Below are 13,388 nucleotides of genomic sequence, written 5' to 3' on the forward strand. Positions count from 1 at the left end.
TCAAACAAGGAAAACAACAAGAAGTTTTGATTACTGTAACACCACAAACAAGCCAAAGTATGAATTTAGTTTTATCTGGAAATTCTAATTCTGAAATGATTAAAATAAATACAAAAACCGAACCAACACATATTTCAGAACAAGTATTGCAAATACCTGTTACAATCTTGGTTGATGAAAATGCCCCTAAAGGAATCTATAAAATTTTAATAGGTTCGCAAATTCCAGATGTATCAATATCAACTTATGTCACAATCAAAGTTATCTAATCTTTTTAATTTTAGAAAACTATTGGTTTAATTTTTCATCAATCACTATTCGAAAGTCTGAAAATGTCTGTCCTCCAAATATTGAAGAGTATCCCATCTCTTCGTTTCCAACAAAGAATGTAGGAGTACCCAAAACTAGATATTTTTCTCCGTCAGCAATATCTTGATTTATTTCTTCAGCATATTTACTTGAATCTAGACAAGAATCAAATTTTTCTTGGTTCAAATTCAATTCCTTGGCAAATTGTTTTAATGTTAAAATAAGTAAATCGTACTTGCTTTGTTTCCATGAATTTTGAGTTTCAAATAACATATCATGATATTCCCAAAATTTACCTTGTTCATTTGCACATTCTGAAGCAAGGGCTGTAGACATTGCATTTGAATAAATTTTTTGGATTGGAAAGTCACGATAGATAATATTCACTTTGCCTGTTTCAATATATTCAGAATAGAGCAATGGCAATGTATCTGAATAAAATCGAGCACAAAACTGACACTGATAATTTGAAAATTCAATGATAGAAACAGGTGCTTTAGGATCTCCCAAAATAGGGTCATTGTCTTTGGAAATTTGGAAAAATAGACTAATTTCAGGAGTCTTTAATTCTTCCATTCTTTGTTCAAGTTTTTCTAATTCTTGTTTTCTAACTATATCTTGTCCTGATTCTATTCCAATAAAATAACCTAGAACAAATACAATTATCAATCCAGAAATTATACTAATACGAAGATTGTTCTCTACAAGATTTTTTAGATTAAAATTATTCTTCATGTTTTCTCTTATGTGATATTTTAACGATTAAAATTATAAATTAAAAGAACTTTGGTACAAATTTGAAATCTTAATTACATCATTGTTCATAACTAGTCACTTGTTAGTACAATGGTAAAACTAGTCTGTAATTATTATACCAGTTTTTTTTATTTTAAACGTTGTTTGAAAATTCAAAGTTTACAGTTTTTCTTGTAATTGCAATACTAGGAGTGTCAATTTTGTTATTTTCATATCTTACATGGTATATGTCACCTGATGAAATAACAGAACAAGTTAAAATTATTGCAAATACTGCTGATGGATGTATTGCTGAATCCTTTGACGGATTTTCTGTAAATATTGGTCCATGTGACGCAAAAGTAGGGGATGTAGTAGTTGGAACATATGATGGAAAAATAAATGAGCGAGCAGCAATGATGAATCCATAGGGTAGATATGGAAAAACAAAAAATAATTAGTTTTATTGCAATCATAATCATAATTGGGACAGTTGGATATTCATTAGTGAATGTCTATGCATTGGAACAACTAGAATGGGGTGGAAATGATAATCTTTTTAGATTTTTTTCATTTTATACGGCAGATGGTACAATCAATATCTGTAACAATTCATTGATTCCAGCAAATTTTAACGAGTTGGATATTATGATTTATTTTGAAAAGGAACTTTTGGGCACTTATGTAATTGATTCTGCAAGTATTATGCCAAATTCTATTTTTGAGGCAGATGGAACATACAGTTCAGAATCATTAGAATATTCGCAAACTCTTTTCATGCACTTTGATCATTTGTTTAGTGGTAGTGACGATACCGTTAGGATCGATCCTAGAAAGATGGATGTGGTAACACAATATCAAACAACAATCATCGGGATTCCATATGTAGTATCAGAACAGTATACTGCATTTGACTTTTGGAATATGTTAAATGATGAAGAGAATTTAGCGTGTTAATCGTATTCGTTTATTGTACTAAAATACGATACACGTAAAAATAAATTGTAAAAACAAAATAATTAATTGAAAATTAATAAAAAACTAATTGTCTTACTTGCATTGATTTGGTTTGTAATTTCATTGCCGCTTCCTTGGATAATTAACAATCCAAATGTATCAGAATCTGCTTTCTATACAACATTGGGAATAATTGGAATAATGTCCATTCCATTTGTAATGTTAGGCATAGCATGGACTTTGAAACCTGAATTAACTCATTGAGTTTTTATCAATATTAATTCCATTTCCATTTTTTCTTATCTGGATGTTCATCATTGTAGTAATTCCGTAGTTACTTTGTCAGCAATTTTCTTTTTTTGTATCCGCAAAGTGACCAGTAATCCATCTTACACTTCAGGAATTTTTTCATCAATATGTACGACGATTTTAGTAAGCAAACGTGCTCCTGCAAACGCTAATTGCGTCATCAAGTCATTGAATGTATTTTCTTTAGCATTGATGTCCCCATTATTGAAATTCCTTACAAGCTCCACATTCCTAGTATCATACACATAACCACAATCTTTGATCAAAGTATGCAAAGGGGCTTTTGTTTTAACTATCTTTGAAGTAATTTGATAACATATTCGATGTAATTCATAAGAGCGATCATCTTTGAGGATATAATTTCCACCTGATAATTTTACAAGAAGTTCATCATTACTTAACTGATCTAAATAATCTCTAATGTTGTGAAAAGGAACATCGTTTTCCATAAGTGATTGGCAGGGGTTTTTTGCAACACTTTTGACACTTACTTGTTCATCAACAAGTGCTTTGAAAACTAACCATATTTTTGTCTCAAATCCCTCAAATCCAATTTTTTTAAAAAAATCATATTTTTCACAAAGTTTTGAATATTCTTCTTGAGTTACTGTGATCATAAAATAATTAAAATAAATATGATTCTTAACTTTATGGTTGCACTATTATCGTAAAGGCATATACTTAAAATATCTAATATTTTATGAAGTTAACATGGTATCATCACCAAACATAGTACTTTTGATAATGTTTGTCATAGGAGTAATTCTTACAATCTCAGGTATTTCGATGACATTTTCAGATATGATCAAAGATCCTGTCAATAATTTACTAACTATGATGTTACCATTGATAACTGGAATTGTGTTAATTGGAATTTCAGCCAGTTTTGGACTAAAAAAAGTCGGTAAATTCTTGTCTAGTTAGATAATCCACAACATGGAATTTTTAATGTAGAATTAATTAATTCCAACGCCCTATTGATAAAGCACAAAATTATACCTATTTTATGGCTAAATCAGCAGGATTAATTCCAACAGCAGTGATTCAAGGGTTTTCTTTAGGAATACTAATGAGATTCAATATCGATATCACACCTGCTGGGATTTTGAAGATGATTATGCCTGCTTTAGAGCCTCTAGCAGTAGAGCAAACCGCATGGGTCATTCCAGTTGTTTTATTGATACTAACTATACTTCCCATCATTGCAATTATCAAAATTTTTCAAAGATTTGGAGTGCTTGGAATTATTGTATATGCAGTAATTGCCATTGGAACTTGGTATATTGTAATATCTTAACGTGAATATTTCTAATTCCATCTAGTTCCACAATCATTACATTTCCATTTAGGATCATCCCATGATACACAACATCCACCCAAAACAATCTCGTTTCTATCTATTGCGTGCTCGATTTCTCTCATATTGGCAGGGAGTCCCCAAAGAATTTTTGCATGATTAGTGTTTTGACAGTTTGGGCATTTTCTTTTTGTCACCATGTTGTCAATTCAAGCTTTTGTGCATAATTAAGTCCACTTCTACAATGAGGACAACGTTGGACATAGCGAAAATGAATATGAAACATATTTCCACATCTAGTACAACCATAAATTTGGTGAAAAGGTATCATACATCAGATTAACAGTAATGACATTTACGCATTTAAAATTAGATAATGGATGTTGTGTCATATGATCCCAAAAAATTTTGTAATGCGGACAAGATGTATGCGTAAAATTTCAATAATAGTGTCCGCTTTTCCCAATTTCCTTATGTAATGCTCGCATATCTCTTCGAATTGTTCTTGTACTTACACCAAGTAGTTGTGCAATGTGAACTTGTTTTAAATTACAATGAATCCAAAGTGAAAACATTGCAATTCTTCTTACTTCAAGTGGAGCTCTACCATGACTTAGTTGATCACACCATCGCAGAAAACTTTCATCTAAATTATCATCAGATACATATTCCACTTTTTGCAAGTAATCACAAAAAAACTGCTTAAAGTATTGAATATCTTTTAGTTTGGTATATTTTGAAATATAATTTGGTTGAAAATAGTTTTTTCCAATATCTTCTAATCCATTTTTAATCATTTTATTTCTCCATTATTTTCACCATGCTATCATGAGGTACACTTCCTGCACTAGCTACATTCCCTACACTTGTATGACTAGAATCACTTTCAGACAATGTAGCTTGTGTAGGCTCTACCAATCCTACTCGTTCTTTTGCTTCTTGGATTTTTTCAGTAGCAATACTCCACACAACACCTTTGTTTCCCCTCTTATTCCTAAATCCAAGTCTCTCCAGAGATTGTTTCACTTTAGCGTCGCCAAGAGATTCCAGTCTCCATTGCTCATGCAATGAATTGTTAATTACATTGTAAAGTAGGCGTGATTGAGTAGGAATTGACTCTAGATTCTCCAAAATCTGTAAAATTTTAAAATCAATGTTATCCTCAATGTCAGATATTTTTTTGTCTTCAGAAGTATGAAGCATTTTTGCTGTAATTTTATCAATAATTCCTTCAACTCCATGTGTTTCATAAAATAGAGCCATGGTAATTATTGGAAGCCATAATTTCATCTCCCTCCCCGATAGCTCTTTGATCAGTTCTCTTGCTTTAGGGATTAATGTATAGATCTCATCACCGTAATCTAAGAACAGTCTGTAAAGTGAATCTCGTGTTTTGTAGAGTTGTGGATCTTCGTGTTCATCAGGTTCACTATCTGCAATTTTTTTGTTGGTTGTTCGTCTAAGTTTTGTTTTGATACATCTGTCTTCTAAAACATTATCCAAACCCTGAATGTGTCCAAGTGCTTTTGGTGAAAAAACAGAAAAGAACTCGGGGTGAAATTCTTTGTTCTTTCCTTCTTTGGATCTAGTAACCAATCCTTCCTTTGAAAAACCATTTCTAAGTAAATTCTCAAAATCACTACGGTCATCTTTGCCTCCTTTAAGATTTTCAGTTTCATCTAACAGTAATGTTGCCCCTGTACCTTGAATGGTTCTAAATATGGAGGAAATACTAGCGTCTCCAGAAGAGATTCCTCCATAGCATTGCATTCTTAGAAATTTCAAATGTTTTGATTTGCCTGTATTTTTCATTCCAGAATAATCATTGTAAGGTGTAATGTCAAATAGAGTGTAAAAATATGTGTGTGTTATCCAACATGGATTATAATAATAATCGTATTCATATTCATACTCAAAGTATTTCAGTTCAAGACTATGAAGAGATTCAAAAACTTGTTTTGGATTTACTTTATCATTAGATTGAATATATTTTTGAATGTCTTTATTCTTCCATTTATTATTCAATATTCTAAAACTTGAAAAAAGATTGGTAGTGTATTGTTCGTTAAATTGAGGATCTTCTAGTGCCCGTATTTGTTTTCCAGATATCCCATTTGAAATTATGAAAGCTTTGGAATCAAAAGTTTCTAACCCATTTTCTTCTATTTTTACAGGTAAATAGACAAGAATTAGCCTTGTTTTATCATCATCTAATGTGATTGCACGAAGTTCATTTGGGGATTTATCTAGGAGTTCATACTCTATTCTATCACTTATTCGGAATTTTTGATTACTTTCTAGAATTTCATCTTGGACATATGTTATTGCAGAATGAAATAATTGCTCTAGTTCTTGATTATCTAATGGCTCTTTAGATTTATCATTAATTGTTGAAATGGTGTTAAATGCTATTTCATTATCTCCAACTGTTTTTAAAAGATTACATGACAATTTGAATAATGTGTTATTTCTATTTCCCTTAGTCACTCCATATTTAATGGCATTTGATAATTCTTCCTTGATTGGTTTCTTAATCAAGTTAAATCCTAATTTTTCAAGAATTGGTTTAATCTCTATTTCAAAATTAACGTAATTGATTGTTCTCGTGTTGGAAATTTTTTTATATATTTTACCTGATTTGATGTAATCCCCACTAGAAGTTTTATCATAATGTTCAGAAGTCTCACCAACAACGTAACTTCCAGTGGATTGAATGTCAATATGTTGATCTTTATTATTATCAAGGTGCATTATTTGTGGTAAAATATTTGCTTTTACAAAAATATGAAATCCTTTTCCTGTTTTTACAACATATGTCTTATCTAAGAATTGCTCAAAATGTGGAAATAAAGAATAATCATCCACATCAATGACAAAAATATTTGATTCTCCACCCATTACAATTCCAAAGGATTGTTGTTCATTTACATCACCAACATATTTCTGCCAATTAGTTACAGCAGGTCTTTTATCTTTTAATGGAAAAATTTTAAGACCTTGTTCTTTTAAACTAGACAAAGTTTCATGTCTTAAAGAGTAAGATTTAGAATCTGTTACTTTCAAAGTAGAACCTCTGTTGAAATTAAAAACTGTTTGTCGTCTGAATCAAAACATTTCTGACAATATTCTATGATATAATTTCCAGTAGAATCACCATCAAATACAATTCTGAATTTCTTAACATCTGAGCATTCACACTCATATTCAATTAATTCAGGCGTGATTCGGGTTGAAATTGTCAATAATTTAGCAGATTCGTCCCTTAATTAACTCGATTTGAGATAGGAAAAATCTAGGAAAAAATTCCCATGTTAGATTTAACTACAAAACAAGCAGAAATTATCAAAGTGTTCATCGAGCAATATCGGGATGAATCAAATAAAATTTCCAAAGGAATTACGGCTAAAGGGTTAGAGAAATATGGAATTGAACCTAAAACATTTAGAAATCACAGTAAATATTTTTTAGAAAATTATTTTCTTAGATTGACAAAAACAGAATATCATGGAGGTGAAAATTATTTTTGTTTTCAGATAACTAGATTGGGAATTTTAGCATATTTGAAATGGCAATCAACACAAAAAATTTCAAGTATTGACCTTGACCGTGATTTTTTTCCTTTGTTGTTCAAATATTGGGGCGAATTAGTTGAAAGTTATGAACAGGTCTTATTTGATGTATTAAGAAAAACACTAGAAAGAATAGACATTAGACCCGAACTAGAAGGAAAAATTCAGGATGAAGTAATTTTTGGTGGGAAATTAGATGAAAGTATTGTCATTCCAATGGGGATGGTTGAAGTTAAAATATTTAGAAAATATAGCCAACCAGAAGTTCAAGAAATTCCTACAAAAATGGATTGGGGAGTAAGTGATACTTTTGAAAGTTTGAATCATGAGATTGATGATAAAATCACTGAACGTTTTACCTTCCTGTTATTTTTTAATTTATTACATGTAGGTACAAGTTCTGGAGAACTGACTAATCTCTACCTGCAAAATAATATTGAATATGATAAAAATAATACGATAAAACAAAGCGAAGAGGAAATAAAATCAATAGTTGCAGAATTTCAAAAAAGAACCCTTGAGAATGTTGATAAATTATTTTCAATTATTAATCAAGACATGGAACTTCACTATCTAATGAAATCTACGATAAAGGAGATTACAGATATGCTTACAAATAGAAAAACAGTTCAAGCAATTTTTGATAAGTTAGATTAAGACTTTCGTCTGAGTTTACTAGTTCTAGAAATTTTCTTGTCCATCTTCTGCATTTTTAGACTCATTTCCTTTATTTTCAATTCCAAATCTTCATTGGAATTAGCACCTTTGGAAATTTCCTTAAACTTTGAAAAAATATTCAACCTTCCAGAGGCTTTGATGTACTCTTTTCTCAATGTTGCAGTAAATAGCTGTGCTTGTTTTTCATACGAGTCTTTTGTTTTGTGTCCAATGAACTCTTCAGCCAAATCATACCTTACATCAGAATCTATCAGTACAGATTTCAAAAGATCACGAGTTTCATGAGGGGTTATTCGGTATTTCTTTCGTGATCCATTTCCTACAGATTTTGAGTTTAAGATTTCATCCAGTCCTGAATTTTTTCTCATTCTATCAAAGCTTTTAGTTATCCAAGTTTCTTTGATTGGTTTTTGGAAATTATTTAAGAAAAGTGCACCCTTGTCACCCATTTCTTGTCCTGTAATTTTTTTTCTATAAGGAAGATAGTCAATTATTGCTGAAACTGCGTCTCTATCTAAGAAACCAAAATGAGATACATGGGTCTTGACTCTTGTCAGTTCTAACAAAATTGGGCATTTTTTTAAATCCCATTTTGTATAATCTTCTGTTCCAAATGCTTCTACTAACTTTGACCAAATCTCAAAATTAAAGCGGTCAACAAGAGTAGATGAATCAAGACCTCTTTGGAATTTACACAAAAATACAGCCCGTTCAGTTAGACTTGGCTTTCCTATTGTTAGGAGTGTTAGAAACTCATCCAACGTCATTATTTGTTCAGAATCATTATCATCAAGTTGGATTCCTGCATTAGGATCAAAGCTTAATCCTATAGGCTCTTCATTCTTTTTGAAATACTCATTTATTGCAAAAAAGGAGTTATTTCTCATAGATTTACTTTTTAATTTAACATCAGATTCCAAAAAGTAACTCTTGATTAATTTGACAAAGGGTTTTTTATCATAATGACTTTCAGAAAAGATTTTTAGGAAATGTTCAACACCATTTAGAGTTATTTTCTTTGTTACTTTTTTGTAGCTGTCTTTGCTTGTCTGAACTTCTGTTGTGTATTCCAAAGTTTTTCCAAAAATCCAGTTGTTAAAATAATGTAGATGTCTAGCGTAGGTATCTTTAGTTCCGTTTGTGACAGATTCAATATTTTTACGATTACTACCTCTGAGTTGACTTCTAAAGTAAGAGACAGTTTCTAGTTTACAAAAATCATCATATAATATTGGTACAGAATCATTAGGAATTTCTTTTAGTATTCCAATCTTCTTACCAATCGAAATTGCTTTGTAAACAACTGCTAAAGTTGCCTCCATTGTGTTTCTTCTTTGAGTGAACTCATTTTTGTGAACTTTAGCAAATGCTTTAGAATCAATCTTCTCACCCTTTTTCATTACTGCAAGACATCTTGCATATTGTGGACGAATTTCAAAGCCATAATCTTTCTTTGAATCAAATTTCTTTAGAACTTGGTAAACCTTCAACATTAAGGATAGTCAGAAAATTAAAGATAATAGGTGTATTTGACAGCTTTAACTATAATTCAAATTCTTGACGACATTTTTCACACTTTGCTCTCTCCTCACCAGGTGAACCAAGAATGAAAATCTTACCAATTGTTTTGCAAAGAGGACACATTCCAGTAGTGGCATTTTTTGGGCCAGTGCGAATAATTTTTTGTGTTTTTCTTCGTCCCATAGAAAAACTTCTGAAATCCGTCTATTAAGTTTTAATGGCGCGGGGAGGGGGATTTGAACCCCCGCGTCCTTGCGGACATAGGATTAGCAATCCTACGCCCTACCAGGCTAGGCGACCCCCGCATAATGAGGCCTAGAATTTATCTGTAAATAAATTCATTCGTCGGAGAATTGGCGGTAATTATTCACAATTTCATTGATTGGAAGTCTTTTTCCACCTACAATTTTGAGATCCACTCGAACTTTTTTGTCATTTATTGTAAGGATATTGTAGGTATTATCAAAAAATCCACGAACTCGTTCAGATGTAGCAGTTCCAGCATTTACAACAGTAAGTGATCCAAAATTCCAAGCCCATGGCCTATGTTTATGACCACATAATACTATATCCACCTTTGAATCTAAAACAGTTCTAAGAACATCACCTGCATCAACGACAGTAAGTTGATCAGAACCGGTATCAGGAATTGCAATTAAATGATGATGCATTGCAACAATCTTTACCTTATCTTTGTATTTTTTCATAGTTCTTTCTAACCACAAATTTTGTCTATAACCTACTTCACCTTCATTTCTATCAGGTCTAGCAGTTCCAACAGTGACCAATACCACATCATCATCTAGTTCATTTACAGTTTCAAATGGAAAGAATTTTTTGAATAACAGATAACCAGTGTTTCTATAATCATGATTTCCACTCATGGCAATAATTTTTTTTGTATTAAATTTTGATAATAATGATCTGCATTTTTCATACTCTTTCATCAAACCTTCATTAGTCAAATCACCAGTAATCACAATAACATCAGGGTTTAGTTCATTAATCTCATCTACTAAAACATCAAATTTTTCTTGTAAGAATTGAGAGCCGACATGAAGATCAGAGATTTGAACAATCTGCATTTGAATATCATTTATCAAATTAGGTATTAAATCATCACTATAGAAAATATGTAGAAAACATTTTCAAATACAAGGTAGAATTAAATAATAAACTCCTCAAGTTACTGCAGTTTTGAGTAAAAAAGCAGCAGTAATGAAAGGAGATGGCATTGGACCAGAGGTTGTAGATTCAATGCTCAAAGTCCTAAAGGAATGCAACTTTCAATCAGAACTAATCTTGTGTGAGGCAGGATCAGAACAGTGGGACAAAAATGGTAGAAAAGATGCATCATACATTCCTGATGCAACCATGAAGACATTAGAAGAAGCAGACTGTTGTTTCAAGGGTCCAACAACTACAATTCCAGTTCCAGGCGCACCAAGAAGTGTTGCAGTTACATTAAGACAAAAATTTGATCTTTATGCAAATATTAGACCTACTAAAACTTATGACAGATTAACTCCAGATAGAAAACTCGATTGTGTATGTTTCAGAGAAGCCACAGAAGGATTGTACACAGGGGTAGAAGCAAAAATCACAGATGATGCAGCAATTGCAATTAGAAAGATTACAAGACAAGGAAGTAGAAGATTGGTAGATTCTGCAGTAGACTGGGCAAATAAATTCAATATGAAAAAAATGGTAGCAATCACAAAAAGAAACATCTTGAAACAAACAGACGGGATATTTTGGGATGAAACACAAAAAGCAGTAGAAGGAACAGGCATAGAATTATCTGAAATTTACATTGACAACATGGCACAACAGATGGTAATAGCAACTGAACAGTTCAATGGTGCAGTATTAGTTAGCACCAATTTATTTATGGACATCATTTCAGAACTTGCATCAGCTCTTGTTGGTTCAATCGGATTAATTTATTCTGCAAACATTGGAGATAACTATGCAATGTTTGAGGCAGCACATGGTAGTGCACCACAATTTGCAGGACAAAACAAAGTAAACCCTACTGCAACTGTACTATCAGGAGCTTGGATGGCAGACTATATGGGAGAAAGGGCAATTAGAGATGCAATATTTGACGCTACTGAAAAAGTAATCAATGAAGGAAAAGCAGTGACTTGGGATATTGGTGGTAACGCATCAACAACACAAATGACAGATGCAATTATTACATATGCCAAAGAAAATCTAAGAAAATAATCACCAAACTGCTTCTACAAGAATTAATTCTTCAAAAAATAGTTTCTTTTTGCCCACAATTCGAGTTTTCAAGCCTAATTTCTCAGCATATTCTATCAATTTTTGATAATTAGACAAGGAAGATGTAACAAAAACAAATTTCCCATTTATGGCAAGATTACTAATTGCAGAATCGAATATTTTTTTAGGAATTTCAAATCCTTCTGCACCGCCATCGGTTGCAACATCTATTATTTCGTCAGTTGCAAGATAGGGTAGATTACATATTATAAAATCAAATTTGATTTTTAATGCATCTGAACCATTACAACAAATCAAATTCTTTGTTTTGTAAGAAGTTTGATGTTGCAATACCTTACAATTGATATCAGTGCCCACCACAAACAAAAAATTATCAGAGAGTAATTGTGTGAGATACCCAGAACCACTTCCAATATCTAATGCATATTCTCCTTTTTCATTTTCTATGTTGTTTGCTATGAAAAAAGTATCCTCAGAAGGAGGATATTCGTCATTTTTCGAGAATTTGTTTTGCAAGATTAATTATTTCATCCCCTGAAAGATCATCCACTCGTTTATCTATTATAGATTCTTTATCAAATTGTTTCAAAATATTTTTGACAGTTTTTCTTCTGTATGAAAATATCTTATTGATTGTTTGAACAAGATCTTTGCTTAGATTATTTTTTTTAACTATTTTAAGAATAACAGAGTCGATTTTTGGAGGAGGAGAAAAATTATTTTTTCCGACTTTGGATACAGTTGTTATGTCAAAGGCATGAGTTGCTATAATACTAATGGCTTTTCTATTCTTGGAGGACTTTGCAAGCAATTTATCAGCAAATTCTTTTTGAACCATAATCACACCATGGGAAAAAGATGTTTGAGCCAACCACTCAATTGCATCCTTACTCCTAGAATAAGGAAGATTTGATACAAAAATGGTGAAATTGTCTTTTTTCTTCAAGCCATCTCCAGATTTTAGAACAAGATTGTCTATATGAGAAAATTTGGATTTTGCATTTTGTACTAGTGTTTCGTCAATATCAACAGAGATTACTTTTCCAGCCTTTTCACACAAAAGAGAGGTCAGAATTCCTTGTCCAATGCCAATTTCAAATACAATATCATCTTTGGTGATTTTTGCCTCAGAGATGATGGATTTTGCTATAGAATTTGAGTTTAGAAAATGTTGTCCGAGTTTTTTTCGTTTTATCATCTCTTAACGAAGAGATTCATTCTACTTTCACCAGTGATTTCATCAAGAATTCTTTCTGAAATGTGTTTAATTGGTTCTTTGAATCCAACACGATCTTGTAAATCCTGATAGCTTTCAAACTTTTTTTGTTCTCTCTCCTCAAGCATTGTTTTCATGTATGTTTTTCCAATTCCAGGAATCAATTCTAGTGCATGAATTCTAGGAGTTAATGGTTGTGCATTGTTCAGATATGTTACAAATTTTTCCTCATTATTAGTTACAATTTTTTCAATTACAGACTCTAATTCACTTTGTGCAGACGATGATATTCGATTATAATCCATCTTTCCTAAAACAGATAGAACTTTAGTACGTCCTTCTTTTCCGATATAGATCTTCTCACCAATTTCAAATGTAGAATTTGGAATTCCAAGAATTTCTAAAAGAGTTAGTCTGTCTTCACCAATTGCAGTGATAATAATTCCATCCCTGCCCTTTACGGTAGATGACTTTCCTCTAGGATTGAAATCTAAAACATATGCATACTCTTCATATTTTCTAGCTGGGGGTTGTGCCCGATACAAAA

General features: G+C 31.7%; 19 protein-coding genes, 1 tRNA gene and 1 pseudogene. 8 read left to right on the forward strand and 13 right to left on the reverse strand.

Going from position 1 to position 13,388, the window contains the following annotated elements:
- A pseudogene (locus tag ACW9XA_RS05680) lies at positions 1-269 on the forward strand (virginiamycin B lyase family protein); the annotation flags it as partial.
- A 19-nt stretch (positions 270-288) separates the two neighbouring features.
- On the opposite strand, the gene ACW9XA_RS05685 reads toward ACW9XA_RS05680, so the two are convergent.
- Positions 289-1,044, reverse strand: a complete 756-nt coding sequence (locus tag ACW9XA_RS05685) for a DsbA family protein (RefSeq protein WP_457763412.1) — start codon at positions 1,042-1,044, stop codon at positions 289-291.
- A gap of 161 nt (positions 1,045-1,205) precedes the next feature.
- Here ACW9XA_RS05685 and ACW9XA_RS05690 point away from each other — a divergent pair, with 161 nt between their 5' ends.
- From ACW9XA_RS05690 to ACW9XA_RS05700, 3 genes are all read left to right on the forward strand, one after another.
- Positions 1,206-1,475: a hypothetical protein gene (locus tag ACW9XA_RS05690; protein ID WP_457763413.1), complete on the forward strand. Its 270-nt coding sequence runs from the start codon at positions 1,206-1,208 to the stop codon at positions 1,473-1,475.
- A gap of 7 nt (positions 1,476-1,482) precedes the next feature.
- Entirely contained in the window at positions 1,483-2,001 is a 519-nt protein-coding gene (locus ACW9XA_RS05695; protein ID WP_457763414.1) for a hypothetical protein, read from the forward strand.
- 66 nt (positions 2,002-2,067) lie between these two features.
- Positions 2,068-2,265 carry a hypothetical protein gene (locus tag ACW9XA_RS05700; protein WP_457763415.1) on the forward strand — a complete coding sequence of 66 codons (198 nt, stop codon included), beginning with the start codon at positions 2,068-2,070 and terminating at the stop codon, positions 2,263-2,265.
- Positions 2,266-2,390: 125 nt separating this feature from the next.
- Here ACW9XA_RS05700 and ACW9XA_RS05705 read toward each other — a convergent pair whose 3' ends face one another.
- The gene (locus ACW9XA_RS05705; RefSeq protein WP_457763416.1) at positions 2,391-2,927 is read right to left on the reverse strand and encodes a hypothetical protein; all 537 of its coding nucleotides are present in this window, start codon (positions 2,925-2,927) and stop codon (positions 2,391-2,393) included.
- A 94-nt stretch (positions 2,928-3,021) separates the two neighbouring features.
- Between ACW9XA_RS05705 and ACW9XA_RS05710 the strand changes: the two genes are divergently transcribed.
- Positions 3,022-3,234: a hypothetical protein gene (locus tag ACW9XA_RS05710; protein ID WP_457763417.1), complete on the forward strand. Its 213-nt coding sequence runs from the start codon at positions 3,022-3,024 to the stop codon at positions 3,232-3,234.
- Between the two features lie 82 nt (positions 3,235-3,316).
- Positions 3,317-3,607, forward strand: coding sequence for a hypothetical protein (locus tag ACW9XA_RS05715; RefSeq protein ID WP_457763418.1), 291 nt, complete (start codon positions 3,317-3,319; stop codon positions 3,605-3,607).
- Between the two features lie 11 nt (positions 3,608-3,618).
- Here the strand turns inward: ACW9XA_RS05715 and ACW9XA_RS05720 are convergent, their stop codons facing one another.
- From ACW9XA_RS05720 to ACW9XA_RS05735, 4 genes are all read right to left on the reverse strand, one after another.
- On the reverse strand, positions 3,619-3,807 hold the full coding sequence (locus ACW9XA_RS05720) for a hypothetical protein (RefSeq protein WP_457763419.1): 189 nt from the start codon (positions 3,805-3,807) through the stop codon (positions 3,619-3,621).
- A 240-nt stretch (positions 3,808-4,047) separates the two neighbouring features.
- Positions 4,048-4,404, reverse strand: coding sequence for a DeoR family transcriptional regulator (locus tag ACW9XA_RS05725; RefSeq protein ID WP_457763420.1), 357 nt, complete (start codon positions 4,402-4,404; stop codon positions 4,048-4,050).
- A gap of 1 nt (position 4,405) precedes the next feature.
- Complete coding sequence (locus ACW9XA_RS05730; protein WP_457763421.1) at positions 4,406-6,670, reverse strand: primase C-terminal domain-containing protein; 2,265 nt, start codon at positions 6,668-6,670, stop codon at positions 4,406-4,408.
- Complete coding sequence (locus tag ACW9XA_RS05735; protein WP_457763422.1) at positions 6,667-6,849, reverse strand: hypothetical protein; 183 nt, start codon at positions 6,847-6,849, stop codon at positions 6,667-6,669. The genes ACW9XA_RS05730 and ACW9XA_RS05735 overlap by 4 nt, the downstream gene beginning before the upstream one ends.
- A 66-nt stretch (positions 6,850-6,915) precedes the next feature.
- On the opposite strand from ACW9XA_RS05735, the gene ACW9XA_RS05740 reads away from it, so the two are divergent.
- On the forward strand, positions 6,916-7,833 hold the full coding sequence (locus ACW9XA_RS05740; protein ID WP_457763423.1) for a hypothetical protein: 918 nt from the start codon (positions 6,916-6,918) through the stop codon (positions 7,831-7,833).
- Here the strand turns inward: ACW9XA_RS05740 and ACW9XA_RS05745 are convergent.
- The 4 genes from ACW9XA_RS05745 to ACW9XA_RS05760 all read right to left on the reverse strand — a co-directional run bounded on the left by ACW9XA_RS05745 (position 7,830) and on the right by ACW9XA_RS05760 (position 10,460).
- Positions 7,830-9,347, reverse strand: coding sequence for a tyrosine-type recombinase/integrase (locus ACW9XA_RS05745; protein ID WP_457763424.1), 1,518 nt, complete (start codon positions 9,345-9,347; stop codon positions 7,830-7,832). The two genes, ACW9XA_RS05740 and ACW9XA_RS05745, sit on opposite strands and share 4 nt — an antisense overlap.
- A 49-nt stretch (positions 9,348-9,396) precedes the next feature.
- Positions 9,397-9,558 carry a hypothetical protein gene (locus ACW9XA_RS05750; RefSeq protein WP_014965662.1) on the reverse strand — a complete coding sequence of 54 codons (162 nt, stop codon included), beginning with the start codon at positions 9,556-9,558 and terminating at the stop codon, positions 9,397-9,399.
- Positions 9,559-9,593: 35 nt separating this feature from the next.
- Positions 9,594-9,680, reverse strand: a tRNA-Ser gene (locus ACW9XA_RS05755).
- Between the two features lie 33 nt (positions 9,681-9,713).
- Positions 9,714-10,460, reverse strand: a complete 747-nt coding sequence (locus ACW9XA_RS05760; RefSeq protein ID WP_457763425.1) for a metallophosphoesterase family protein — start codon at positions 10,458-10,460, stop codon at positions 9,714-9,716.
- 112 nt (positions 10,461-10,572) lie between these two features.
- On the opposite strand from ACW9XA_RS05760, the gene ACW9XA_RS05765 reads away from it, so the two are divergent.
- Positions 10,573-11,604: an isocitrate/isopropylmalate dehydrogenase family protein gene (locus tag ACW9XA_RS05765; protein WP_457763426.1), complete on the forward strand. Its 1,032-nt coding sequence runs from the start codon at positions 10,573-10,575 to the stop codon at positions 11,602-11,604.
- Here the strand turns inward: ACW9XA_RS05765 and ACW9XA_RS05770 are convergent, their stop codons facing one another.
- The 3 genes from ACW9XA_RS05770 to ACW9XA_RS05780 are packed head-to-tail and all read right to left on the reverse strand — an operon-like array spanning position 11,605 to position 13,386.
- On the reverse strand, positions 11,605-12,141 hold the full coding sequence (locus ACW9XA_RS05770) for a HemK2/MTQ2 family protein methyltransferase (RefSeq protein ID WP_457763427.1): 537 nt from the start codon (positions 12,139-12,141) through the stop codon (positions 11,605-11,607). It abuts the gene before it with no gap.
- Complete coding sequence (locus ACW9XA_RS05775; RefSeq protein ID WP_457763428.1) at positions 12,116-12,823, reverse strand: ribosomal RNA small subunit methyltransferase A; 708 nt, start codon at positions 12,821-12,823, stop codon at positions 12,116-12,118. The genes ACW9XA_RS05770 and ACW9XA_RS05775 overlap by 26 nt, the downstream gene beginning before the upstream one ends.
- The gene (locus ACW9XA_RS05780; RefSeq protein ID WP_300323344.1) at positions 12,820-13,386 is read right to left on the reverse strand and encodes a DUF655 domain-containing protein; all 567 of its coding nucleotides are present in this window, start codon (positions 13,384-13,386) and stop codon (positions 12,820-12,822) included. The genes ACW9XA_RS05775 and ACW9XA_RS05780 overlap by 4 nt, the downstream gene beginning before the upstream one ends.
- Positions 13,387-13,388 lie beyond the last annotated feature (2 nt).

Source organism: Candidatus Nitrosopumilus sp. bin_6a (assembly GCF_054095695.1).